Source organism: Campylobacter concisus (assembly GCF_003049085.1).
Classification (GTDB): domain Bacteria; phylum Campylobacterota; class Campylobacteria; order Campylobacterales; family Campylobacteraceae; genus Campylobacter_A; species Campylobacter_A concisus_H.
In genome coordinates this window covers 17,491-42,366 of sequence record NZ_PIQX01000006.1, presented here as the reverse complement: position 1 = coordinate 42,366, position 24,876 = coordinate 17,491, and the positions used below count along the sequence as shown (strand labels likewise).

Here is a 24,876-nt window from a genome sequence, read left to right as displayed (position 1 = left end):
GTGCAAAAATGTAAATTTACGTATTTAGATCAGGGTAGTCCCAGGCGTTAAATTCAGACTTTATATCATCATTTTCTTGTCCTTTGCAACATAACCACTCAAGCCCTGCACGTCTTTCCATAACGATCTCTTCGTCAAGTCCAGCAACCTTTTTGCCATTTACCCTTGCATCCACACACGCCCAGTGGTAGCGATAAACTAGGTCAAGTTTGTTTAAAATTTCATCCAAACTGCGCGGTTTTGAGCGGTTTTTGAGTCCACCCTCTCTAAAGATACCCATCACAAAATGACAGTCGCAAATTTTATCCATCTTACCGATATCTTCAGCAATACCAAGTACCCAAAGCAAGATCCAAAGCGACTCATACTTCCAGCCCATATTTACAGCCGAATTTATATCAGCCCTTCCCTCTACGACCTCTTTTTCTTTTACACTTAAATCATCATAAAAATCGCCCAAAAAGTCTTTAGCCCAAGCTATCTCATCTTCACTTAGGTGTCCATTGTCGCGGATAGTGCAAGCACACATAATGGCCGTAAATGAGCAAACCGCACGAGCAATGATCTCATCAACGCTTCTTGGCGTAACTTCACTATTGTCATACCTTAGTGGCAGACTCTCAAGCACAGCCACACCCTCTTTTTTTAAAATTTTTATACTCTCATCTTTTCTTTGTTGCGCTGTTTTTGGCATATCCGCACCTTTTTTAAAAATATCAAACACTCCCATTTTTACCCAAAAAACTCGGCGTTAAATTTCTCTTCGTTAAAATTTTTACCTAAAAATTTACAGGCTTCGATCATATCAGTTCTTGCTATTTCAAAGCAACTTGTAGCCCCAGGGCTTGGAGTCATATTAAAACTTATACCCTCGCCTGTGCTTATCTTGCCCTCGCCAAGCTCAAGGCACTTTTTATTACGGTCGATAACTTGTGGCCTTACGCCGCCAAAATTTACAGCATAGCTTAGGTCATTTTCACTTAGGCTTGGTACGATCTTTCTAGCGTCTTTTACAAATTCTTTTTTATTGATAAATGGCACTTCAAATAAGAAATTTCTTAAAATATAAGATCTGATGTCGCTATCTTTTAAGAGATTTGTAAAGATTTCAAAGACATTTTTATCAAATTTTAGGCATTTACAAAAGTCAAAAAAGCTTGAACAGCCGTGATATCTCTCTAGTTTTGGTATAACTAGGGCTGTTGGGCCAAAACGAGTGTTTCCATTAGCTAGGATGTCTGGGTCGCCGTGAAGCGCAGCAAATGGCAGCTTATCGTTTTGCACCATATAAACTTTGCCGTTTAGTAGGCGTTTTTTTGCAAAGTAAAAGCTTCCAGCAACGGGCAGTGTGCTAAGATGAAGCCCATAACCCATTTTATGAGCCAAAAATAGCGAGTGTCCTCCAGCATCTACTACAACGTAGTTTGCAGTGATCGCTTCGCCATCATTTATCTTTATGTGAAATGTATCGCCCGCCTTTTTTATATCAGTTACTTCTGAGTTTAGACTGATCTCGTAGCCATCTGCGCCTAAATTCAGCGCATTTTGCACAAGTGAGTTTGCTAAGCCACCAAAGTCCATCGTCGTAAACTGCCCATTTTGCGTGCCTATGGCGATGATGCTTTCTGGCCTCTCATTGCCATTTGCGTCAAAAACGACGTTTGGCTCGATCTGTTTTAACTTCTCTTTGTCATAAATTTCAAGATAAGCAAATAGCTCTTTAAAGCTATCATATCGCTCCTTGATGCGCTCTACTTCGGCATCTCCGATGGCTAGCGTCATCTTTTGATGAGCAAACATATATTTGCCCTCTAAGTTGTATTTTAGAGCGTATTTTACTGGCATGTTTGCCACTTGCGAGACCTTTTTTGCCTTTTCTAGCGTGTAGTTTGTCTCTATATCGCCGCAGTGGATGGTCTGTGAGTTGCCCTTGCCGCTTGAATTTAGCGTCGCTACGCCGTCATATTTTTCTAAAAGCGCGACCTTTTTTATATCGCTAAATGCAGCCAACTCGTAAAAGAGTGCCGTCCCGCTAATGCCCGCTCCAACAATTGCCACTTCAAAGTGCTTTTGCCTCATTTTCTCCCCTGAAAGTTTAGTTGCACAAATGATACTATATTAAATTTAAATCAAACAGCAAAAAGCGAGGTGTGAAAAATAGGCTGTGTAAAAGTGAAATTTGGCAAGGCTTTCACCTTGCCATAAAGCTAAAATTTATAAGAGACATTTACTTTGAAATTTCTACCTGGCTCCCAGTCTATCGTATTTGAGTTGCCTGTATATGTAGCTACCCTCAGAGATTGTGAAGTATAGGCTTTGTTAAAGAGGTTATAAATTCCAGCATTTATCTCTAGACCTTTAAATTTACCGCTGCTTGGCGCATAGGTAGCGTAGATGTCGCTAACTGCGTAGCTTGGCATCTTGACATTTTTATTATCGCCAGCTGATATGGTATTTTTTGAGGCAAAGTAGATTAGGTTGTAGCCTATTAGCGTATCGATCCTTGAAAATGCGTACTCGGCGTTAAATGTATATTTATCACCTTGATCGCGGTAGCCAATGACGTTTGATGTCGCATAGCAAGGCCCAACAACCCCCACCGAACAAGATGTCAATACCCTATTTCTATATTTTACCTTTTGATGAGTGTAGCTAGCAGCTAGGCTTAGTGCGTCTAAATTTAGCCTTGCAAGTAGCTCGACGCCGCTTATATCAGCCCCGCCAGCGTTTATCCTCTTTAAAGCTCCATTTGCTGTGTTGTTATCAACTATTAAATTTTTATATTTTGTCATGAAGTATTTTGCAGATAGGCTATATGAACTAGCTTCACTTATGTCGCCATGGTATTTAAGACCAGTTTCGTAGCTGTTGCCAGTTGTCGCTTTTAGATCTTTATTTGCCTCCCAGTTTAGTGCCCTGCCCCTGCTAATTCCGCTTGCCATCATCGACTCCATGACGTCAGGTCCTCTAAAGACCCTCGCATAGCTTGCAAATGCGTTAAGCCCTTTAAGAATTTCATAATCAAGCGCAAGCGCTGGGGTAAATTCGTTAAATTTATAGGTGTAGCTTTTTACATTTCCAGCTCTGCCATCATAGCTTTTTAGCTCATGGTGCGTATATCTGACGCCAGGAGTAACGGTTAGCGAGCTAAAATTTAGCGCATCTTCTGCGTAGATCGAGTAGTTATTTACCTTTTCTGGGTAGCGATTGTCTGGTTTGTTAAAATTTTTACTTTGATAAAACTCAGCACCATATCTAAATGTCTGCGTCAAAGCGCCGCTCTCTACTACACTTTTAGCCTTTGCATTTATGCCGTTTGTCTTTACGCCTAAAATTTTTAAGACTGGGTCATCTTTTTTGTGCTCGGTATTATATGCCGTTACCTCCAAATTCAAAAGATCACTAGGCTTATACTCGTATTTTAGCGTTGTCGTATCACGCTCGTATTTGCGGTTATCAACAGGAAATCGACCAGTATACCAGCTGCCAAACTCAGCTCTCATTGGATACATGCCTTTAAATTCATTATGTTCTCTTGAGATAGAAATTCTATGTGCATCAAGGAAGCTATAACCAAGCTTTAAAAGATAGCTAAGATCGTTTCCGTCGCCGCCTATCTTTCTTTTGTTGCCGCTTTTGCCGCAGTCGTAGCCCTTGTGATTAATAGCAGCTATAAAATCAAGCCCTTCAACTGGTGCAGTAAAGATCATAAGACCTTGCGAAAATTCGTCGTTGTTTGAGGCGTATCCTGTCTTTATCTTTGCGCCAATAATCTCACCACTTTCTAGCAAATCTTTTGCGTCCACCGTTTTAAAGGCGACCGAACCACCAAGCGTGCCTGAGCCATTTACCACTGATCTTGAGCCAACCTCGACATCAACAGCTTTTATAAGATCTGGATCGATCAGCAAGTCAGCGTTGTGGTGAAATGTATTTCCATTTTGTTTCGCGCCATCTATCATGATATTTAGACCGCGATCGCTAACGCCCCCTCATGTAAATTTTTTGATTCATGCCGTTTGTTCCGCCAACATAAACACCAGGAATATCTCTCATCACGTCTTTTACTAGGCCAGCGTTTCTAGTTGAAATTTTGATGTCATCAACGCCGTATCCGCCACTGCTACTTGTTACCTCAACTCCGCTTAATACGCTCTCGTCTGCTGCGTTTGCACAAACTGCCACGCTTGCTGCAAGAGAGAGCTTAAATAAGCCCTTAAATCTCATCTCTCCTCCTAGTTTGATTATTAAAATTACTATTTTAATTTTATAGCATAATTTTTGAGATTGAATATTATAATCTTAAGTATAAATTTTATATAAATTTTTGAGTTTTTAGATAAAAATATAAACTATTTTTAAATTCTAATTATCTAATAAATTAATTAGATATCGAAATAAAGGATAAAATTATATGATTTTATCAAGGTAGCAAATAAGGTTAATTTTTAATAGAAAATTTCTTACAAGTATAAAAATTCTTAAATTTTATAGATAATTTTTATCAAGAAAGGCTTAAAAAACATAAAATAAATTTTACTTTTTTAGCGCTCAGAATTGTTTTTTATAAACACTCTTAAGTAGATTATGAAGAAATTTTAAAATTTAAATAAGATAGAGCAAAACTCTTGGATCTGCTGGAAGTATCATATAAATTTACTAGACGCCCTTGAAGACAAAATTGAAAAATTCATTCATGAAAATATCATCCTTTTTCATATTTTTTAGTCTTAGACTTACGTTGGTGTCTTGCCAAAGTATCGGCAGCAATGCAAACATCACCTTATCAAGGCTAAAATTTTTTACATCCTCGAACCAGTCATCCTAGTGGTAAAGCTCATAAAATTTAGATATATCGCCGCATATCGCCCAGTATAAAAACTGCGAGTAGCCAAGCTGCGCATCTTCCCATTTGCCGCTTGTCTGGCATGCAGTAAAAGACATTGCCGGCTTTGCCACCAAAGGTTACGCCATTTAGCGCAAAATTTTACCCAAAATATCGTTTGCCACGAGCAAATAGCTAGATATATGTCCTATCTCACTAAAGCTTTTGCCAAGGTTAAAGCTATAAATTCCACACTTCATCTGCTCGCATCCTGAACCAAGCAGGCGCAGCCAACCTCTATTCATCACGATGCCACCACACCCATAAATAAGCGCTCCCATCGGTGAGCAAGTAGCTACCTGAAGCCCTAAAAGCTCGCTTTGCGCCCTGCTCTCATCACGCAGTAAAATTTCACCCATTTTTAGATTATTTAGCCGTTCTTCGACCAAGCTCCCAAGCCTGGCTTATTTGTATCTATAAGCCACCCTAGAGCTCTTATTGTGTACAGTTACAATAAATTTAATGAAATTTAAAAGAAGAGTTTGGCGAGTCACCCCGCCAAATTTGTATTAGTAGATTATTTTGCGTCCCAAGCTAAAATCGTGTTACCCTCGGCGTCGGTAGCCACGTCGCCCATGCCCATGATGTTGTAGCCGCAGTCTACGTAGTGCACCTCGCCGGTCACGCCACTAGCAAGGTCGCTAAGCAGATACATCGCGCTGTTGCCGACGTCTTCAGTCGTGACGTTGCGTTTTAGCGGGCTATTTACTTCGTTGTAGCGTAAAATCATCCTAAAGTCGCCTATTCCGCTTGCAGCAAGCGTTTTGATAGGACCTGCACTGATCGCATTTACGCGGATGTTTTTAGCGCCAAGGTCATGTGCTAGGTAGCGAACTGAGCTCTCAAGTGCTGCTTTGGCAACACCCATTACGTTGTAGTGTGGCACAAATTTTGGTCCGCCAAGATATGTAAGAGTTAGCACCGAGCCGCCCTCTTTTAGCACCGGTAGGACCGCGCGAGTAAGGCTTAGTAGCGAATAAACACTAGTGCCCATCGCTATATCAAATGCCTCTTTTGTCGTATTTACAAACTCGCCCTCAAGCGCTTCTTTTGGTGCGTAAGCCACTGCATGCACGACGAAATCTATCTCGCCAAGGTCTGCTTTGATTTGATCCGCAAGTCCATCTAAATGTGCTTGATTATTCACATCAAGTTCGTAGACAAATTTGCTACCAAACTCCTCTGCGATCGGCTCTACGCGCTTTTTAAGAGCATCATTTAGGTATGTAAACGCCATTTGCGCACCCTGGGCGTGACAAGCTTCGGCGATGCCGTAAGCGATGGATTTGGCGTTAGCGACGCCGACGATGAGGCCTTTTTTGCCTTTTAGTATCATTTGTTCTCCTTTTTTATTAAAGCTACTTAACTTTTTCTGCTTCACAAGCTTACAGCTACAAGCAGAGTTATTTATCTTTCGTTAAAATTTTAAAAGCACTACTCAAAAACTATATGCTTACTCTGCTTATTTTTTAAATTCTACCTTAACTAAGCGAAAAATCCTTCGCAATTTGACTTAAAATTCTATAAATTAAAATTCGCGAAATCTCGCGAAAACGCCAAATTTGAAACCAAATTGGATAGCGACAGTATTGCGAAGCTAGACTAGGCGACTTACAATTTTGCAATCCAAATTTAACAAAACGTCAAATTTTGAATATAAATCGACAAGCGGAAATATCACTAGGCGGATTTAAATGTTTCGCAGTAAATTTCGCCCCAAGACTAGGCACATAGCCTGTCGCAGACTTAAAATTTCCAACTCATTAAAAGACGCTCACGAGACAACGCGCATAAGCTCCAAAAACTTCGTCGCGTCCCAGCTCGCCGTACCTACTAACACTCCATCGCAGCTTGCGATACCCGCTATCCCGCCGATATTTGCGACATTTACGCTGCCGCCGTAAAGTAGCGGCGCTCTCGTCTGCTCGCGAATGAAATTTAAAACTCCTTCGATCTGCTCTGTGCTCGCGCTTTTGCCCGTGCCTATCGCCCACACGGGCTCGTAGGCAATCAGCAGCCGCTCGTAGCCAAGGTCTATATTTTCAAGCTGGCGGCTTAGAAATTCTTTGGTCGCTCCACTTTCATTCACGCTCAAATTTTCGCCGATACAGTAGACAATCTGCCAGCCCGCCTTTACGGCGAAGCCAAATTTAGCTCGTAAAAGCTCCTCGCTCTCGCCCAGCTCGCGCCGTTCGGAGTGTCCGATCAGTACACTTTTTACGCCAAACTCGTCCAGCATCGCCTTGCCGATCTCGCCGGTGTGAGCACCGCTTTCGCACGGATAGAAATTTTGCGCGCCGAGTTTAAATTTATGAGCCGCAAGATCAAGCGCGCTAAACGGAGGAAATACCGTCACGTCGTCGTTTGCGCTTAAATTTTCGTCTAAAATTTTCGCGTACTCTCTAAAGCTTGCTCTTGTGTGGTTGCACTTTAAATTCGCTAGAAATTTCAAGACCTACTCCTCTTTTCTAAGCGGCTTTATGCCAGGCAGCTCTTTGCCTTCTATTAGCTCCAAGCTCGCACCTCCGCCAGTTGAGATAAATGTCATCTCATCAGCATCTCCTGCGCGCTCGACCACGTCAGCCGTATCGCCACCGCCAACGACGGTTGTCGCGTGAGTGTCGATGATAGCGTGGCTTATTTTGATACTGCCTTTGCTAAATTTATCCATCTCAAAAACGCCCATAGGTCCGTTCCACCAGATGGTTTGCGCATCGGCGATGACCTCTTTAAATAGCCTAATCGACGCAGGCCCGATGTCAAGCCCCATCCAGCCATTTGGGATCTCTTGGGCTGGGACGTATTTTACGGCACTTTCAGCTGAAAATGTCTGAGCAGCGACGACATCTACTGGTAGGTAAATTTTAACGCCAAGCTCCCTGCCCTTGCGTAAAATTTCGCGCGCGTCCTCGATGAGATCTTCTTCGAGCAGCGAATTTCCGATATTTTCGCCGAGCGATTTTAAAAACGTGAACGCCATGCCGCCGCCGATTATCAGCTTATCCACGCGCGGAAGCAGGTTGTGCAGGGCTTGCAGCTTGCCGCTAACCTTACTACCGCCGACGACCGCGACGAACGGGCGCGTAGGGTGTTTGATGAGATTTTGGGCGAAATTTATCTCCTTTTGCAGCAAAAATCCCGCCGCTTTGTGCTTCTCGTCGTAAAATTTAGTGATCGCCTCGACCGAGCTGTGAGCTCTGTGGCAGACGCCAAACGCGTCGTTTATGTAAAATTCGCCGTATTTAGCGAGCTCAGCGGCTAGCGCCTCGTCGTTTTTGGTCTCGCCCTTTTCAAAGCGCAAATTTTCAAGAAGTAAAATTTCGCCCGGTTTTAGCGCGGCGACTTTAGCTTTGGCATCCGCGCCGACGACGTCCTCGGCAAATATCACGTCTCTATCAAGTAGCCTAGAAAGCCTCTTTGCCACGCCTCGCAGCGAAAATTTTTCCTCAAAGCCATTTTTAGGACGTCCTAAGTGGCTAGCCAAAACCACGCTGCAGCCGTTATCTAGGCAGTAGCGAATAGTTGGTATCGCCGAGCGGATCCTGCGGTCGTCGGTGATGTTTAAAAACTCGTCCATCGGCACGTTAAAATCGCACCTAACAAATACCTTCGCGCCGCCGAGCTCAAGATCATTGATCGATAAAATTTCACTCATTTTTCACCCTTTAAATTTACTTCGTAGCCACGATCTTAGCTAGGTCAACAAGCCTTGTCGAGTAGCCCCACTCGTTGTCGTACCATGCAAAGACCTTCACCATATCGCCCGCAATAACCTGCGTAGTGTCGCTAGCCACGATACTACTGTATGCGCTCGTACAAAAGTCGCTGCTCACTCTATAATCGTCATCGACAAATAAAATCCCCTTTAAATTTGACTCCGCAGCCGCTCTAAACGCCTCGTTTATCTCCTCTTTGCCAGCCGGTCTTTTTAAAACCGCCGTTAGATCGACCATCGAGACGTTTGCGACCGGCACGCGGACGGCTTGGCCGTGCATCTTGCCGTTTAGCTCGGGAAGCACTTTGGCGATCGCTTTGGCGGCTCCTGTGGTCGTAGGCCCGATATTTAGGGCTGCAGCGCGCGAGCGACGGAAGTCTTTGGCCTTCACGTCAACCAAGCTTTGGCCGTTTGTATAGGCGTGGATCGTGGTCATGAGCCCTTTTACGATGCCGAATTTATCGTTTAGCACCTTTGCGACGGGAGCTAGGCCGTTTGTCGTGCAGCTTGCGTTTGAGACGATAGCTTCGCCTGCGTATTTATCGTCGTTTACGCCGACTACGAACGTCGCCGTGTCGTCTTTTGCCGGAGCGCTCATGACGACTTTTTTGATACCGCGAGCTAAATACGGTTCGCATTTTTCAGTGGTTAAAAACTTGCCCGTACACTCCAAAACTACGTCTGCGCCGTAGTCTGCGTAGCTAAGCTCGTTTAGATCTCTTGTTGAAAAAACTCTTATTTTTTTGCCGTTTACTTCTATAAAATCGTCGCTTATCACCTTAACGTCTTGTTTAAATTCGCCGTGCACGCTGTCGTATTTGAGCAGATAGCGCGTCATGTCGCGCGTCGCCGTGTCGTTGATAGCGACAAGCTCAACGTCGTCTCGCTCTAAAATAATACGAGCGGCACACCTGCCGATACGCCCGAAGCCGTTTATTGCTACTTTAACTGACATCTTAGCTCCTTTTGATATAATTACGCCTAATTCTACAAAAAAGAATTTTAAAACAAATATAAACAAGGCACTTTAATAGATGAAGTTAGCACTTTTTGGCGGGAGCTTTGATCCAGTTCATTTAGGACACGATAGTATTGTAAAAATGGCACTAAGTGGCCTAGATATTGACAAGCTCATCATCATGCCAACTTTTATAAGTCCCTTTAAGAGCGAATTTTCAGCTCCACCAGAGCTTCGCCTAAAGTGGATAAGAGAAATTTGGGGCGGCCTAGAGAAGGTCGAGATTTCTGACTATGAGATAAATTTAGCTCGCCCGGTGCCTACCATAGAGACGGTTAAGTATTTGTATGAGAAATTCAAGATAGAAAAATTTTATCTCATAATAGGCGCGGACCACCTAGCCACACTTGATAAATGGCACGGGTACGAGGAGCTAAAAAATTTAGTGCAGTTTGTGATCGCCAAGCGCAATCACATAGAAATTCCACGTAATTTACAAAAAATGGACGTACACGTGGATGTTAGCTCGTCGCAGATCAGGCATCAAAAGGGGCTTGATGAGCTGCCTAGCAAGATAAAAAATGAAATTATAAATTTTTACCAAGGATTAAAAATGCAAGAGAGATCGATGCAAGAGCGCACCGAAAGTATAGTTAAGGTTTTAGACGCAAAAAAGGCTGAAGAGATACAAGTGTTTGATATGAGTGGAGATGATTATTTCGTAAAAGCCGTAGTTATCGCCACAACACTTGGCGAGAGGCACGCTTACTCACTGAGCGAGGATCTAAAAGAGGAACTTAAACCTCTTGGAGAAAAATTTATAGGCACTGAGAGTTCGCCTGATTGGATCGTGATGGACCTTGGCGACATCTTAGTACATCTTTTAAGCCCAGCTTATCGAGCAAAATACAACATCGAAGAGTTTTTGCAAAAGCTAAAAACTAGCAAAGAGTCTTAACAAAGATAAGCGATGAGCAAATAAGCCATAAAAATATAAAAAATGCTAGCAAAAATGGCTTTTTGCCAGTCGCTTTAAATATACTCCTATCTATCCCAAATCCCAAAGCACACACCGCAACACAAAGGCAAATGCTGGCGGCTAGCTTTAAAATTTGCACCAAATTTTCAGGGAAAAATGGCAAAGACCTAACGCAGATCGCCACTAGGAAAAATAGTGCAAACCATGGTATGCTCTTTAGCTTTGAGCCGCCGCTATTCTGGCTTAAATTTAAGAAATTTAGCAAAAACAAAAAAGGTACTAGCATGATGACGCGAAGCATTTTTATGATGACGGCGGTGCTGTTTGCTGTACTATCAAATGCCGCTGAGGCTGCCACTACATGGGCTACTTCGTGAAGCGAGCCACCGATAAAAAAACCGGTTTGGTGCGGCGTGAGAGCTAGAAATTTAGCGATAAATGGATAGATAAACATACCAATCGTCCCAAAAAGTACCACCGTGCAAATAGCGATAGCAAGCTTGTTTGCGTCTGCTTTTATCTCATTTTGAGTAGCCATAACAGCAGCTGCACCGCATATACTAGCTCCTGAGCCAATGAGCGCAGCGCTATCTTTGCTAAGCTCCAAAGCTTTAGCGGTAAAAAGCGCAAAGCAAAAGGTCGCAAATACCATAAAAGCTGCATATATCACGCCAATGGTGCCGACACTTGCGATCTCGCTAAGGCTTATATTAAAGCCAAAAAGTACGATGCCAAGTCTTAAAATTTGCTTCCCAGCGATCGCTACGACGCCACTACTTTTTAAAATTTGAGTTTGTTTTGTAAAAAGATTTGCAAAAATGGCGCCTAAAATGATAGAGATAATGAGCGGGCTGGTGTGAAATTTAGCTAAAATCGTGTTTGAGAGCATAAAAGAAATGGCACAAATCAGCGCTAAAACAAGCACAGCAAGAAATTTATGAGACATATTTTAACCTTAACTCTTTTTTTAAAAATGCAATTAGCACGTTTGGGTATAATTAGACGAATTTTATAATGCAAATTTAAAATAAAGATAAAGGGATAGGACTATGATCATCCTTGGCGAAAAATATGCTTTTACCAGCTTAGAACTAGAAAAGCTTAGAAAGAAATTTGGTCAAGTAAATTTTTTATCCCATGAAAATAGCGACGCAAAAGCCTTGCGAAGCGCACTAGAAAATCTCATAAAATCAGGCGATCAAAGGCTAATCGTGCTAAATACCGCAAAGCCAGTTGATGGCAAACTGGTGAGATTTCTCACGCTTTTGCAGTTTAAAACGAAGTATAAAAAGATAAAATTTCTAAACGTAGAGAATTTTTTAGAAATTTATCTGCACAAATGTTATATCCCAGAAAATGGTGAAAATCTTAATTTTTTAGATGAGATAAGGCCTTATGGTGCCTTTGCTTACACACTCAAGCGGATGATCGATTATGCTAGCTGCTTAATACTTTTTATCTTGCTTTTTGGCCTAAAATTTTATGTAAAAAGAAAGATAGACGTGCAATCGCCTGGAAGCCTTTACTTTTTACAAAGTAGAGTTGGTCTAAATAACAAGGAATTTGAATGTATAAAATTTCGCTCGATGATGGAAGATGCCGAGAAAGATGGAGCAAAATTTGCTAGTGAAAATGATGAGAGAGTGTTTGAATTTGGCGAATTTATGCGAAAAACTCGTATAGACGAGGTGCCGCAGTGTATAAATGTGCTTCGAGGGCAAATGCATCTGATAGGTCCAAGGCCTGAGCGAAGATACTGGATAAATTTCTTTGAAAAAGAGATACCTTACTACAATGAACGCCATATCGTCCGCCCAGGGATTACCGGCTGGGCACAGGTAAATTACCATTATGGCGCAAATACACATGACGCCAAGCAAAAGCTGATGTATGATCTTTACTACATCAAACACTGGTCGCTTTGGCTAGAGATAAAAACTATATTTAAAACATTTGAGATAATACTAGGCAAAAAAGGTATTTAGTTGTTTAGTCCATAATAGCTTTCGTATATTTTTCTAGGACAATATTCTCATCAAAAGATAAAATCATCTTTTCTCTGCCGTTTTTACCCATTTGTTCAAGAATATTTTTATCAAGATTTAAAATTTTTTCCATTTTTTTAGCGAGATCTATAGAGTTTTTTGGCTCACACAAAAAGCCGTTTACTCCATCATCTACTATTTCTTTACAGCCACTAACATTTGTAGCTATTAATGGCTTTGCCATGGATGCGGCCTCTAATAAACTTTTTGACATTCCCTCTTTATACGATGCCAGCACAACACACTCAGCACTAGCTACAATTTTACTTACATCATCGCTCATACCAAGATAAACCAAAAAGTCGTTTTTAAGCCACGAATTTAACTCTTCATCACTAATGGCAGTATTATTTTTAACATTTTTTTCTCCAAGTAGCAATATCTTAAAATCATCTCTTTTTTTTCTTAAAATTTTACCAGCCTCAACTAATTCGAAAATGCCTTTATCTTTTATAAGTCTTGCTACACATAAAAATTTAAATTTTTCGTCGCTTTTGTTCTCTTGTCTTGGGGCAAATTTATTTATATCTACACCACTTCCTGGCAGCAGGTCGCATTTTCTTTTTGAAATAATGCCTAAATTTTTAAATAGATCTTGATCATCTAAATTTTGAAAGAATACAACCTTGTTTGCATTTAGCGATATCTTATAAAGAAATTTAACTATGCTTGTGACAAAACTTTGTTTTATAAAAACCGTCCCAAGTCCCGTGATATTGCTAATACAACAAATGCCCAAAATTTTACAGGCAAGTGAACTATAAATATTTGGCTTAATAGTAAAATTTAAGACACAAGCTGGCTTCTCCTTTTTATAAAGGGCTAGCAAACTAAAAAAAGTTTTTAGATCAACTAACGGATTTATCCCTTTTGCATCAAAATTTACATGAAAAACTTCAAATTCTTCTTCTAATAAAGCCGAGTATTTTTCATCAAATGGAACAACAAACGACACTTTAAAGCCGTTTTTCTTTAGGTGATTTGCAAGGCTCAGTCTAAAGTTGTACCCACTCCAAGCGCTATTTGTCACCATAAAGACGCTTTTACTCAAGCCATCTCCTTTTCCACATTTGATAAACCACCATAAACCAAATAAGACTTTGAAGCTCTTCTCCAGCATAAAATCTATCTTTTAAATTTTGTATTTGTTTTACATCAAATATCTCATCATTTAAAGCCCTAGAGTCCAAATTCTCTTCAACGAGCCATCTTATATCACCCCTTAACCACTTTGCAAGCGGGATCTGAAAGCCTGATTTTGGCTTGTCTATTATATCTTTTGGGATATATTTGTACAGAATTTGTCTTAGCAAATATTTTGGCTGATTATTCTTATATTTTATATTTACTGGAACGCGTGCCAAATACTCTATCAAACGATAATCTAGTAGCGGCTCACGTCCCTCTAAGCTAACACTCATTGTAGCGCGATCAACTTTTGTAAGCACATCATCACACATAAAAAGCTTATAATCACACATCATCATATGATCTAAAAAATCAAGCTTGTGCTCATTTTTCCACACATTCACATACTCTTGTTTTAGCCCTATTTTTAGAAATTTAGTTACGTCCGACCTATCTACATAACTACTTGCATTTATAAACATTTCGTCTAAATTTTTACTATTTATAGCTCTTTTTAACTTTAGAAATTTATCTCTAAAATTTGTCTGGCGGATATTATTTGGTAAGACTTGATTTGCAATGTCGGCTATTTTTTCATTTATTAAATTTAATCCAATTTTTATCAAATTTCTCTTGAACGAAGTAGAAAAAATATTATGAAATTTATATAAAAAGAAATACTTGCTATATCCACAAAAATGTTCATCTCCACCATCTGCGCTAAGTGCAACTGTTACATCTTGTTTTGCCATTTTTGAAACTGCCATAGTCGCTACCGCAGAGCTATCCCCAAAAGGCTCATCATAAAAGAAAGAAAGAGTGTCGATGCATGAAAGCATATCGGCTTCATTTATATAATACTCATGATGATTTGTACTAAAGTGCGCGGCCACTTGCTTTGCGTGGGCAGCCTCGTTAAATCTAGTATCATCAAAACCTATGGTAAATGTATCAATCTTATGCGTTTTGCTTAGTAAAGCAGTCACCAGTGAGCTATCATATCCACCGCTTAAAAAGACACCAACTGGTACATCAGCGATAGTACGTAAATTTATTGCACTATCTAAAAGACCTTCAAGTTCGTTTAAAATTTCACTCTCGTTTTTATTAAATTTTGGCTGTGCATAAAAATATCCTACATCCCAATATTTTGTTATTTTAAATGTTGTTTTGACAATATCAAATTTTAAATAATAACCAGCAGGAAGTTTAAAACAATCCTTAAAAATACTATAAGGTGCAGGAATGTAGCCAAACTGGAAAAAATAAGCTAGCGTATCTAAATTTTGCTCTTTCTTAAATTTTGGATGCTTGTGAAAAGATTTGATCTCAGAAGAAAAAATAAAATTTATACCATCAAAATAGTAATAAAGTGGTTTTACACCAGCTCTATCACGGCATAAGAATAGCTCATTTTTATTTTTATCCAAAATAGCAAATGCAAACATTCCTATAAATTTAGCAAGACACTCATCACCCCACTCTTTATAAGAGTACAAAATAACTTCGGTGTCAGAATTTGATACAAATTTATAGCCAAGGGCTAATAGCTCTCCCTTTATAGCTTTAAAGTTATAAACCTCTCCATTAAAAACTATCACATACCCACCACAATCACTCACAAATGGCTGATGACCATTTGAGCTTAGATCCATTATAGATAGGCGGTTGTGGCCAAGGTGAACGCCACTTTTTTCATCAAAAAAAACACCTCTATCATCTGGGCCGCGATATGCCTGTATCTCTAGCATATCTACTAAAATTTGCTCATTTTTATTTTTATCTATAAAACCAACTAACCCGCACATGTTATGCTTTCTGTTTTTTGAAAAGCTTCCAAATAAATTCTCTCATGCCTCTCTACTATTGCTTTAATTGAATACTCATTTTTAACTTTTAAATAAAGTTTGTTTGCTTTTACCAAGTAAGCATCATAGTTATTTATCATTTTTATCATTTCCTGCTTAAAATTAGCAATAGAAGAAAGTGTTGCATTCGTATCATCAAGAAAATCCTTTATTCCTCCTACCGGGGTTGAAATTATTGGCAAACAGCTAGCAGCAGCCTCGAGAAGTACAATTGGCATACCTTCCCATAACGATGGCAGTAGAAAGCAATGTGCTTGATTTAGCAACAAAGGAATATCTTTTCTAAATCCTAATAGTTTTACGTTGTCATTAAGTTCTAATTCATCGATCAATTTTTGCAATTCGCATCTAAGTATTCCATCGCCAACTATTTGTAGCTCAAAATCAAACCTACCTTTCATCTCATAAGCTATTCTTATTATATCTTTATGATTTTTTACCTCTTCAAGTCTTCCAATTGATATAAATGTAAACCTGTTATTCTTTTTTTTATCAATACTATAATGCGAGACATCAATTCCATTTGGTAAAACCTCATAGTCTTTAATATAAAAAAATCTAACCATTCTTTTAGAAAAAATAATATCCTTAAAACGTAAAAATTTAAATATATAAAGAAAAATTTCACGACACAATGATTCCATTTTTAAGCTATGTGATGTAGTTATAATCTTAATTTTTGGTTTCGTAATTTTTAGCAAAGTAGCAACAATGATTGAATGCGACATATGGGCATGAATAACATCAATATCTTTTTCATAAACAAACTTTACAAGTCTTATAAACATGCAAAACAAATCAACCAAAGATTTTTTTTTATTTAAAGATATTACACTAGTTCCAGAATCTATAAATTCTTTTAGCATATCATTTTGTTTAGATAGTGAAACGACATAATTATTAAATTTATCTTTATCTATATTAATAGAAATATCATATACTACCTTTTCAGCACCTCCGATACCAAGTCCGGTTATGAGTTGCAATACATTTATTTTCTTCATGATAAGTTATTTTATATATTTAAAATACCACATTTGAAATGCTAAAATAAACCATAGTTTATTTATGTTTCGCTGTTTGCCATTTTTTAATTTTTTAAGCTCATTAGCTATACAACACTCATTTAATAAATTATGTTGTATTCTATCTTTTCTTAAAAACTCATTGAATAAATACGATAAATCGCCGCTAAACCACTCCAACATAGGGATTCCAAATCCCATCTTTGGTCTACTAAACATTTCGCTTGGTACATATCTTTCTAGAACCTTACGTAAAATATATTTACTTGTTTTATTTTTATATTTTAATTCAAATGGAACCCTAGCCATAAATTCTATTATTCGATGATCAAGCATAGGTTCTCGCCCCTCTATTCCTACACTCATTGTAGCTCTATCAACTTTTGTTAGTATATCATCTGGCATATATCTATTAAAATCCCATAACATCATATCTTGCATAGCATGTTCATTTGAGCTATTTAAAGATATAATGCTTTTTTCAATAAATGTTCGTTTCTTAAAAAGCTCTTCTATTTCATAGTTTTTATTACTTTGAACCATAAGCTCATAAAAATTTAACCATTCATTACAATTCAATATTTCTTTTAACTGATAATACTTATGCCTTAAATTTTCAGAAAGAGACAATAATGGCAAAACATATCCTTTTGAGAAAGTCATAGTACGGGATATATATTTACGTAATATTTTTGGGACCTTAAACATTTCTTTTCCAATTTTATGTATATTCCAATATCGTTCATATCCACAGAATATTTCATCACCACCATCGGCACTTAAAACTACTTTTATACCATTTTTTTTTGCAAACTCGCTAACCAAAACAGTTGGTATTCCACTACTATCAGCAAAAGGTTCATCGTAGATATCCGGGAATTTCTTTAATATAGATTTTGCCTGTGAAATATCTAGATATTCCTCATGATGATTTGTTTTCAAAAATCTAGCTATGTTCTTCGCATATTCTGCTTCATTATATTTTTCATTATTAAAACCTATAGTAAAAGTATTAACATTACCACAATGCTTTTGTAGTATTGCAGTTACAATACTACTATCTATGCCACCGCTCAAAAAAATACCTATAGGAACATCGGATACAGTTGTGCAGGTAAAAGCATTAACAAGAACTTCTTCTAAATTATCTATGAGCTTCTCTTCGCTCACATCAAACTTAGGCATGTCAAAAAAAGGTAAAACAGACCAATACTGTTCTAATTTAAAACTTTTTTGATTTAAATCAAATACTCCAAAATATCCAGCTGGTAATTTATAACAGTCCTTAAAAATAGACAGGTTTGATGAAATATATCCATAGCGAAAAAACTCACTTAGTGCATCGTTTGATATATCTAAATTATTTTGAAATTTCATTATCGGTCTTAATTCACTAGCAAAAATAAAATCATCACCATTAAAAAAGTAATATAATGGTTTAATTCCAGTTCTATCTCTTATTATTGTTAGAATTTGGTTACTTTTATCATAAAATGCAATAGCAAACATGCCTATAAATTTATTAATAGCTTTTATACCCCATTTATGATAAGCTTTTAGAACAACCTCACTATCGGTGTTTGATACAAAATGATATCCATAGTTTATAAGCTCTTTGCGTATCTCCTTAAAATTATAAATCTCACCATTATAGACCATAACAATATTTTCAAAATACATTGGTTGATCACCATTTTTGCTAAGATCTAATATCGACAATCTAACATGGCCCATAGAAAATAAATCGCTTTCAAATTTGCCAACTCCATCAGGACCCCTATGTTTTATACTATCTAACATGGCATCTATTTTTGCACTATTTTTACTATTAAATCCAACTATTCCACACATTTTATTATTTCCATTTGGGTACTTTCTATCATATTCTTTATAGAAAAATTATTTAGTATTCGATCTCTACACATACGACCAATATATTTATAATTGCTTTGCAATGCCCTATCTATTCCACAAAGTAGCGCATCAACATTATTTGGCTCAACAACCACTCCAATATCCCCCACAATCCTTCTGCTATCACCAACATCAGTAACTACAACCATACACCCAGAGCTCATGGCTTCTGCTATTGAGTTACTAAAACTTTCACTACTGGAAGAAGAAACAACGATATCAAAACCGGCATACAGTCTTTCGACATCATATTGCTGTCCAAGCCAAATAAACCTATTATTATATTCTAGCACCTTTTGGCATTCTATTTTAATATTTTCATCGCCACGTCCTACCGAAAAAAATACTATATTTTTATATTTTTCAAGTATTTCTTTTGCAGCTTTTGAGAGCACTATATACCCTTTCATAGGATCTAGTCTTGCAACTATGCCTATAACAATGTCTCTTTGATCAATGCCGTACTTCTCTCTAAAATTATTATTTTCTTTTTTATTTGGCGTAAATTTATTGACATCTATTCCGTTTGGAATAACAACGGATCTATCCATAAAATATCCAACACTTTTATGAAATTCTATAGAACTATATGAATTCGCAATAATAAGGTTTGCTTTATTTGAAAATATTTTTTGCAATAAAAAAACAAGCTTAGCAATATTATTATATTTATCTAAATCTATATTTGAAGCACGAAAACCCCAAATAATTTTTGTTTTTTTAGGCTTGCACCATAGGGAAAAAAGGTTCATCTCAGGCATAAAACTATAAACGACATCTGGTTTTATACCGTGTAAAAGCTTTTTGTAAGTCAAATAAAACCCTAGAATATCATATGGACCCTTCTTTTTAAGGTTATAATATTCTATATTCCCTATACCCATAATATCTACTTCCTGACAACCACCATACATAGTACAAACAGATACTTTAAATTTACTTTTATCAATATTTTTTAAAAGCTCTATAAATTGTCTTTCTGCGCCCCCAATATTTAATGAACGTATTGCTAAAACAAGGCTAATCATCAAGAACCTTTTGGATTACGCTATCCCATTGTTTTACTATTTTCTCTAAAGAAAATTTTTCTTTTACCCCAACAGCTTCACTAGCTATTTTTTTTCTCATATCATTATCCATTGTTAACGCCCTAATTTCATTGGCCAATTCTTCAAAATTTTGATCTTCTACTAAAATTCCATTTTTTCTATTTTCTATAATTTCTCCAGGTCCATAATTGCAATTAAAGCTCACAGCAGCGCAGCCACAAGACATTGCCTCTAAAAGTACATTTGGAAATCCTTCTCTTTCAGAACATAGTACAAAAATAGAAGCTACTGCATATTGACTAAATATATCTTTTTTATTGCCAAGTAATTTAACATTATCTAATCTTAGTTTTTTTATTAAATTCTCCAACTCAATTCTTTGTGGACCATCCCCTGCAATATGTAGTTGCCAATCATCTAATTTTAGTTTCTCAAAGGCTAAGACCAAATTATAAAATCCCTTTTTGTTTTCCAACCTCCCTACACCTAAAATTATATTTTTTTTATTCATTTTTGCATTTTGGATTTTACTAACAGGATTATAAATAACAATACTATTGGTTATAAATTTATAGTTATTTCGATCAGACAATGTTTGTAAAACTAGCATATCACAAAATGTATAGGTTATTCTTCGTAAAATATTTAAGGCTAATGAATTATAAAAATCATATGCTGCACGCTCAGAAATAATAATATGTTGCCTATTTAGTTTTGATACAACTATGCTCAAAATATTTGTGTGAGTCATAAAACTTATATTAGTATTAGCATTGATGTCTTTTAATGTTCTTTTTAATAGGGTCAAACGTGCCAAAGAATTCTTAATAGATTGAAATATGTTTTTTGATTCTTTGTCTATACCTAATTTTATATGTTCTATCCTGCTGTCTAGACTATAAAAAGGATCATCACTTGAAAAAGTAATTATATATATTTTATATTTTCTTATAAGTTCATTCGCCAATATTGTTAAGACTCTCTCAGCTCCTCCAGAAGCTAAAGAGAAAATTATAAATGCTATTTTATACATTATTTAAATAATTTAAAAATTGCTGTGCAATTTTTTCTCCATTAAAATTATTAATCACAAATTCATAACCATTTTTAGCAATTCTTTGAAGCTCATCATTATGTAACTGAAAATATCTTATTTTTTTTACCAAATCTTTTAAACTACCATCATAAGATATGTAATGAAAATTTTCTATAAGCCCCATATCCTTATAGATAGGACTACTTAAACCGATAAAAGCTGCACCGCATGCCATTCCTTCAACAAAGCCTATAGCTGGCAATCCAGTAATCTCTTCTGGCACTATAAACATTTTATATTTATTATATTCATTAACCATATCAAACTTATAATATTCTTTTTGTTTTACATAAAATAGGTTGTAAATTTTTGCAAAAAAATCTTTTATAATACTTTTTCCTAAAACCTCTTTTGATTGAATTTCACTAGTAAGGTCAGATATCCTAGAAAAAATCACATCCTTGAGTTCATCTTGCTTTTCATAAATTTCTTTTCTCATTGGATGGAGAGTATCGGTATTGTAAAAATCTATACAGTCAATAATATCTTCAGTTCTTTTAAAATAAAATAGACTTCCTGTTGCCAAACATAAATTTTCTCGCATATTAAAATCATTAAGTAACATAAATCTTTTATTATAAACATATGGCAATAGCAGAACACTATTTTTATACCATTGAAAGTAATGTTTAAAATATTCACTATTTTTAGCTAAATCGCTTTCAGCCAAAAATCTATAAACACCAACCTTTTTAAGGTTATCAGAAATCTTACTAGTATAAATATGATAATGGTTTAGAAAAAAAAATTTCTTACATTTAGCTTTAGAAAATTGCACCATTTTAAAATCATCTTTTATATTTTTAAAGGCAAACGCTACCAAAGCATCTTCACGTTCTACACCATCTATATTAAAAATTATATTTAATTTAAAAAAATTTACTTTATTTAAAACACACCAAAACAAAAATTCAAATAATGCAAATATTTTACAAATAAAAGGACTTTTAAAAAAGGTTCTATAAAAGGAATTTTCTTTAAGATCAAGATATATATAAACATTACTGTAGTATTTTTTTATTATGTTTTCTAGAATATACCAATATTTATGCATATGCTGTCTTCTTGTTACAAAATTAAAAACATTTTTACCATACCACTGCTCTATATATGGGTTATAAAATATAATTTTTTTCATCTATTTTAAAACTACTCCAAAAACTCAATATTCTTATTAATGTTGTTTAAAATATCATCTTTGATTTCTTTATTATAAACTCCTGCCTGTAATATCACTGAAGAATTGTTATTATCTTTTAAGATTTTTGGTGAGGCAACAAAAAGATCTGTTCCGTAAAGTCTCTTTCCTTGCTTATCTGGATTATTATCTAATATAAGTTTTATTTTATTTACATCAAGACCAAAAGAAATAAGATATTGCGTGAAAATATGGGCTCCAAATAAAAATATATCTTTATTGCTACTTTCTATTTGCTTATTTATCTTGGTTACTAGTTTTTTATAGTAACACAAATATTCCAAATAAAGATCCTTGTTTTTCTTATATAAATTTTTGTCAAGCTTGGTAATTTGACTTGCTGATTTTTTACTTTTTATAAAACTATAAAATATACTGTGGTCATCCAAAAAGTATTCTTTTTTCTCCAAAATAAAACCATTACTGTTAAGAAGATATTCTATATAAGGCTCTGAAAGAAAAATAGTATGTTCAAAATTTATACAATTTGTATACTTTCTTTCTAGCCACGCTTGCATGTTTGGCACACTAAATATTAATCTTTTTCCTTCTTTCATGAAGTTAGCAATATGTTTTACAAAAATATTTGGATGATAAATATGCTCAAATACATGAGAATGAAGTATCGCATCATATTCATGATTAAATTTAAATTTTTCATCAAAAAAACATTTTACAAATTTGGCCTTAACGCCATCAATTGGAGTTGGATTTGGCTCTACAATGGTCCAATCAATATCATTATTTTTTTGGTACTCCTTGGATAATATCCCAGAGCCACCACCTATTTCAATCACACTTTTAGGAGAGTAATTTGATATAAATTTTGCAAATTGCAAATGATGTTTCAGCCACAAATCGCCTATAATACCAGCACCATGAGCTTCTGGATAAAGAATATCAAGAGGTAGAAGTTCATCAAGTTGTATGATACCACTACTCTTTGATATACTCCAGCTCATATCGTGCAAAATGTCATCTTTTTTGTCTTGATTGGTACAACCCATGAACACTGGGAAGTTTTTAAACGTATAAAGGTGTTCCATATCACTGGAACCAGTTATTTCACATTTCATCCTTTTTTCAGTTTTCATCTTTATCCTTTAGAATTTCATTTAACATATTTTTACCAAGATAGAACAAAAGCAAACTATAAGGATAATGATGCAAAGCTGCTATATTTAAGTAAATAATAGCCGTCATCAACCTAACTTTAGTATAATCATATCCTTTATTTTCTATCCATTCTTTAAAATATTGCTCACAATCAACCAAACTTTGCTTTCTTAAAAAATCATAATGAACATTGTTTAATTTACGACTAACATTAAATAACTTTTTGTCAACTATCTCATGAGACATTATTATGCCGTGATTTAGCTTTCCAAAATCATAATAAATGTCTCCATATTCCATGCATCCACCAAAATTCTGCCTCCAGTCCAATAGTGTAAATGGTGCCTTTTCATCATCATTTATTAAAATATTTTCAAAATGTAAGTCACCATGAAACCTAACCGGTAAGCCATTGGATAACTCTTGCCAATTTACTTTATCTAGTAAATCAAAAATTTTAGGTGCTTTATTTTCATTAATAAATTCTTCACTATCAATCTGCTCAAAATTTGTAAAATATTGTTTTACTCTCTTGTAAGTTTTTTCTTTATAAAAATCCATACATATGCTTTTAAATTTTACTTGTTCTTGTAAATTTAAATCCTTTTTAATCCAAAATCCATCCATCCAATCTAAAAAGTATTTAAATGTAGAAATAGTTGGGTTTTTTGAAAAAACATCACCATTTACTTTTTTATATGCATACATATTTTCGGTCGAGTTTTCTATCTTAGGAATAAAATTTCCGAGCGATTTAGCCCTATAAACTCTATCTTGTATAAAATTTTTATCAATAGAAAATTTGATTACACGCGTATCAACAAACCAAATGGCTTCTTCTTCTTTTTCCAGGATATTTGCATCTATATTTTTTGCAAAATACTCTCTTGTTTTTTCAAGTTGCTCTATATTTCCGGTGTCGAACCATGTAAAATCGATAGGCTCTATGCCAAAGTCTATAAGCGACCTTAGGCCAAAACTTTCTCCTATTTCTATAGAACCTTGATTGACGCCATCATTCATAGCGTCCCAAAACTCTTTATAATTAAATATGCCAGCCAATCCAATATATGCCTTACCACTCTTTGAACCTTTTGGGCAAATTTCTATAACATGGCTGTTTTTGCTTACGATTGTTCTATACTGCGAATTATCATCTGTATCTGCCTGTCCCATCCAATTATGAATGGGTGGCTTTATATTTTCTAAGACAATAGTATCGTTTGAAGTAAATATAAATGGACACTGAAGCTTGTCTTGGCACTTCATGATAGTATAACCGAGCCCGGATCCGTCTCCTTGATATAAATCAATATCAACAAATGTAAATTTTCTATCAGGATACGCTAATTTCAAGCAATCTTTTACTGTTTGTGCCTTATATCCAACAGGGATTACAAATTCTATATCTTTGTCAAATTTATCAATGATATATGAAATAGCTGGTTTGTGTGCAACTGATATCAATGCTTTATTTACATTTTTAGTCATGCCTTTTAAACGATTGCCAAGACCAGCCGAAGCAATAAGGACTTTATATTTCATGACTTATGCTCTCTTATACCTATCTTGTAATCTTATAACATCTTCGAGTTCTGGTGTTGAAGCCTCCAAATAAATACAATCTTCAATAGCTTCCATCCTATGAATTTTAAATGGCTTTAGTGTAATTACATCATTTGGGTTCATTATGATTTGACTTAGTTCATGCTCATTATCTCCCAAATATACTTTTAAAATTCCACTTAATAAATAAACTGTTTCTACCTTGATTTCATGATACTGAAGGCTACAAGCATGACCTTTATACATAGTAAGTCTTTTAAACATGTACCGCTCGTTTTTTTCTAAAAGTTCCTCTTTTCCCCATGGCTTTTCTATAACAATAATTTCCATTTTA

22 protein-coding genes are annotated in these 24,876 nt (G+C 36.0%); 2 read left to right on the top strand and 20 right to left on the bottom strand.

The annotated features are described in order from the left end of the window. Positions 1-16: 16 nt before the first annotated feature. The 9 genes from CVT13_RS07880 to gap form a co-directional block, all read right to left on the bottom strand. Positions 17-694 (bottom strand): DUF4272 domain-containing protein, encoded by a 678-nt coding sequence (locus CVT13_RS07880; protein ID WP_234412005.1) that lies wholly within the window; start codon positions 692-694, stop codon positions 17-19. Between the two features lie 38 nt (positions 695-732). Then, positions 733-2,079, bottom strand: a complete 1,347-nt coding sequence (locus tag CVT13_RS07875; RefSeq protein ID WP_107812180.1) for an FAD-dependent oxidoreductase — start codon at positions 2,077-2,079, stop codon at positions 733-735. A gap of 128 nt (positions 2,080-2,207) precedes the next feature. Further along, positions 2,208-3,962, bottom strand: coding sequence for a TonB-dependent receptor domain-containing protein (locus CVT13_RS07870; protein WP_234412004.1), 1,755 nt, complete (start codon positions 3,960-3,962; stop codon positions 2,208-2,210). Positions 3,963-3,981: 19 nt separating this feature from the next. Next, on the bottom strand, positions 3,982-4,227 hold the full coding sequence (locus tag CVT13_RS10495; RefSeq protein ID WP_234412003.1) for a hypothetical protein: 246 nt from the start codon (positions 4,225-4,227) through the stop codon (positions 3,982-3,984). A 747-nt stretch (positions 4,228-4,974) separates the two neighbouring features. Next, a complete protein-coding gene (locus CVT13_RS10580) occupies positions 4,975-5,274 on the bottom strand; it encodes a DUF2625 family protein (protein WP_320205055.1) in 300 nt (99 codons plus the stop codon). Positions 5,275-5,402: 128 nt separating this feature from the next. Continuing rightward, positions 5,403-6,221, bottom strand: a complete 819-nt coding sequence (gene fabI / locus CVT13_RS07860; RefSeq protein ID WP_107812179.1) for an enoyl-ACP reductase FabI — start codon at positions 6,219-6,221, stop codon at positions 5,403-5,405. A 438-nt stretch (positions 6,222-6,659) separates the two neighbouring features. After that, a complete protein-coding gene (locus CVT13_RS07855; protein ID WP_107812178.1) occupies positions 6,660-7,337 on the bottom strand; it encodes a triose-phosphate isomerase in 678 nt (225 codons plus the stop codon). Positions 7,338-7,340: 3 nt separating this feature from the next. Next, a complete protein-coding gene (locus tag CVT13_RS07850) occupies positions 7,341-8,540 on the bottom strand; it encodes a phosphoglycerate kinase (protein WP_107812177.1) in 1,200 nt (399 codons plus the stop codon). A gap of 16 nt (positions 8,541-8,556) precedes the next feature. Beyond that, positions 8,557-9,555 carry a type I glyceraldehyde-3-phosphate dehydrogenase gene (gene gap / locus CVT13_RS07845; RefSeq protein ID WP_107812176.1) on the bottom strand — a complete coding sequence of 333 codons (999 nt, stop codon included), beginning with the start codon at positions 9,553-9,555 and terminating at the stop codon, positions 8,557-8,559. Positions 9,556-9,634: 79 nt separating this feature from the next. Here gap and nadD point away from each other — a divergent pair, with 79 nt between their 5' ends. Beyond that, a complete protein-coding gene (nadD, locus tag CVT13_RS07840) occupies positions 9,635-10,516 on the top strand; it encodes a nicotinate (nicotinamide) nucleotide adenylyltransferase (protein WP_107812175.1) in 882 nt (293 codons plus the stop codon). On the opposite strand, the gene CVT13_RS07835 is transcribed toward nadD, so the two are convergent. Further along, positions 10,500-11,483: a YeiH family protein gene (locus CVT13_RS07835; protein ID WP_107812174.1), complete on the bottom strand. Its 984-nt coding sequence runs from the start codon at positions 11,481-11,483 to the stop codon at positions 10,500-10,502. The two genes, nadD and CVT13_RS07835, sit on opposite strands and share 17 nt — an antisense overlap. Positions 11,484-11,586: 103 nt before the next feature. On the opposite strand from CVT13_RS07835, the gene CVT13_RS07830 reads away from it, so the two are divergent. After that, entirely contained in the window at positions 11,587-12,522 is a 936-nt protein-coding gene (locus CVT13_RS07830) for a sugar transferase (protein WP_107812173.1), read from the top strand. 4 nt (positions 12,523-12,526) lie between these two features. On the opposite strand, the gene CVT13_RS07825 is transcribed toward CVT13_RS07830, so the two are convergent. The 10 genes from CVT13_RS07825 to CVT13_RS07780 are packed head-to-tail and all read right to left on the bottom strand — an operon-like array spanning position 12,527 to position 24,872. After that, positions 12,527-13,633: a glycosyltransferase family 4 protein gene (locus tag CVT13_RS07825; RefSeq protein ID WP_107812172.1), complete on the bottom strand. Its 1,107-nt coding sequence runs from the start codon at positions 13,631-13,633 to the stop codon at positions 12,527-12,529. Continuing rightward, positions 13,626-15,518 (bottom strand): asparagine synthase (glutamine-hydrolyzing), encoded by a 1,893-nt coding sequence (gene asnB, locus CVT13_RS07820; RefSeq protein WP_107812171.1) that lies wholly within the window; start codon positions 15,516-15,518, stop codon positions 13,626-13,628. The genes CVT13_RS07825 and asnB (CVT13_RS07820) overlap by 8 nt, the downstream gene beginning before the upstream one ends. Beyond that, positions 15,506-16,582, bottom strand: coding sequence for a glycosyltransferase (locus CVT13_RS07815; protein ID WP_107812170.1), 1,077 nt, complete (start codon positions 16,580-16,582; stop codon positions 15,506-15,508). The genes asnB (CVT13_RS07820) and CVT13_RS07815 overlap by 13 nt, the downstream gene beginning before the upstream one ends. A 6-nt stretch (positions 16,583-16,588) precedes the next feature. Next, positions 16,589-18,454, bottom strand: coding sequence for an asparagine synthase (glutamine-hydrolyzing) (asnB, locus tag CVT13_RS07810; protein WP_107812169.1), 1,866 nt, complete (start codon positions 18,452-18,454; stop codon positions 16,589-16,591). Beyond that, on the bottom strand, positions 18,442-19,545 hold the full coding sequence (locus CVT13_RS07805; protein ID WP_107812168.1) for a glycosyltransferase: 1,104 nt from the start codon (positions 19,543-19,545) through the stop codon (positions 18,442-18,444). The genes asnB (CVT13_RS07810) and CVT13_RS07805 overlap by 13 nt, the downstream gene beginning before the upstream one ends. Beyond that, on the bottom strand, positions 19,538-20,599 hold the full coding sequence (locus tag CVT13_RS07800; protein WP_107812167.1) for a glycosyltransferase family 4 protein: 1,062 nt from the start codon (positions 20,597-20,599) through the stop codon (positions 19,538-19,540). Before CVT13_RS07800 ends, CVT13_RS07805 begins: the two co-directional genes overlap by 8 nt. Beyond that, positions 20,592-21,800: a glycosyltransferase gene (locus CVT13_RS07795; protein ID WP_107812166.1), complete on the bottom strand. Its 1,209-nt coding sequence runs from the start codon at positions 21,798-21,800 to the stop codon at positions 20,592-20,594. The genes CVT13_RS07800 and CVT13_RS07795 overlap by 8 nt, the downstream gene beginning before the upstream one ends. 11 nt (positions 21,801-21,811) lie before the next feature. Further along, positions 21,812-22,954: a class I SAM-dependent methyltransferase gene (locus CVT13_RS07790; protein WP_107812165.1), complete on the bottom strand. Its 1,143-nt coding sequence runs from the start codon at positions 22,952-22,954 to the stop codon at positions 21,812-21,814. After that, the gene (locus tag CVT13_RS07785; RefSeq protein WP_107812164.1) at positions 22,944-24,521 is read right to left on the bottom strand and encodes a phosphotransferase; all 1,578 of its coding nucleotides are present in this window, start codon (positions 24,519-24,521) and stop codon (positions 22,944-22,946) included. Before CVT13_RS07785 ends, CVT13_RS07790 begins: the two co-directional genes overlap by 11 nt. Positions 24,522-24,524: 3 nt before the next feature. Beyond that, positions 24,525-24,872, bottom strand: a complete 348-nt coding sequence (locus CVT13_RS07780; protein ID WP_107793367.1) for a cupin — start codon at positions 24,870-24,872, stop codon at positions 24,525-24,527. Between the last annotated feature and the right edge of the window lie 4 nt (positions 24,873-24,876).

Bases quoted from the DNA above. Each gene is read 5' to 3' on its own strand.
- CVT13_RS07880 (WP_234412005.1), bottom strand. From the start codon at position 694: ATGCCAAAAACAGCGCAACAAAGAAAAGATGAGAGTATAAAAATTTTA.
- CVT13_RS07875 (WP_107812180.1), bottom strand. From the start codon at position 2,079: ATGAGGCAAAAGCACTTTGAAGTGGCAATTGTTGGAGCGGGCATTAGC.
- CVT13_RS07870 (WP_234412004.1), bottom strand. From the start codon at position 3,962: ATGATAGATGGCGCGAAACAAAATGGAAATACATTTCACCACAACGCT.
- CVT13_RS10495 (WP_234412003.1), bottom strand. From the start codon at position 4,227: ATGAGATTTAAGGGCTTATTTAAGCTCTCTCTTGCAGCAAGCGTGGCA.
- fabI (WP_107812179.1), bottom strand. From the start codon at position 6,221: ATGATACTAAAAGGCAAAAAAGGCCTCATCGTCGGCGTCGCTAACGCC.
- CVT13_RS07850 (WP_107812177.1), bottom strand. From the start codon at position 8,540: ATGAGTGAAATTTTATCGATCAATGATCTTGAGCTCGGCGGCGCGAAG.
- gap (WP_107812176.1), bottom strand. From the start codon at position 9,555: ATGTCAGTTAAAGTAGCAATAAACGGCTTCGGGCGTATCGGCAGGTGT.
- nadD (WP_107812175.1), top strand. From the start codon at position 9,635: ATGAAGTTAGCACTTTTTGGCGGGAGCTTTGATCCAGTTCATTTAGGA.
- CVT13_RS07835 (WP_107812174.1), bottom strand. From the start codon at position 11,483: ATGTCTCATAAATTTCTTGCTGTGCTTGTTTTAGCGCTGATTTGTGCC.
- CVT13_RS07830 (WP_107812173.1), top strand. From the start codon at position 11,587: ATGATCATCCTTGGCGAAAAATATGCTTTTACCAGCTTAGAACTAGAA.
- asnB (WP_107812171.1), bottom strand. From the start codon at position 15,518: ATGTGCGGGTTAGTTGGTTTTATAGATAAAAATAAAAATGAGCAAATT.
- CVT13_RS07815 (WP_107812170.1), bottom strand. From the start codon at position 16,582: ATGAAGAAAATAAATGTATTGCAACTCATAACCGGACTTGGTATCGGA.
- asnB (WP_107812169.1), bottom strand. From the start codon at position 18,454: ATGTGTGGAATAGTTGGATTTAATAGTAAAAATAGTGCAAAAATAGAT.
- CVT13_RS07805 (WP_107812168.1), bottom strand. From the start codon at position 19,545: ATGATTAGCCTTGTTTTAGCAATACGTTCATTAAATATTGGGGGCGCA.
- CVT13_RS07800 (WP_107812167.1), bottom strand. From the start codon at position 20,599: ATGTATAAAATAGCATTTATAATTTTCTCTTTAGCTTCTGGAGGAGCT.
- CVT13_RS07795 (WP_107812166.1), bottom strand. From the start codon at position 21,800: ATGAAAAAAATTATATTTTATAACCCATATATAGAGCAGTGGTATGGT.
- CVT13_RS07790 (WP_107812165.1), bottom strand. From the start codon at position 22,954: ATGAAAACTGAAAAAAGGATGAAATGTGAAATAACTGGTTCCAGTGAT.
- CVT13_RS07785 (WP_107812164.1), bottom strand. From the start codon at position 24,521: ATGAAATATAAAGTCCTTATTGCTTCGGCTGGTCTTGGCAATCGTTTA.
- CVT13_RS07780 (WP_107793367.1), bottom strand. From the start codon at position 24,872: ATGGAAATTATTGTTATAGAAAAGCCATGGGGAAAAGAGGAACTTTTA.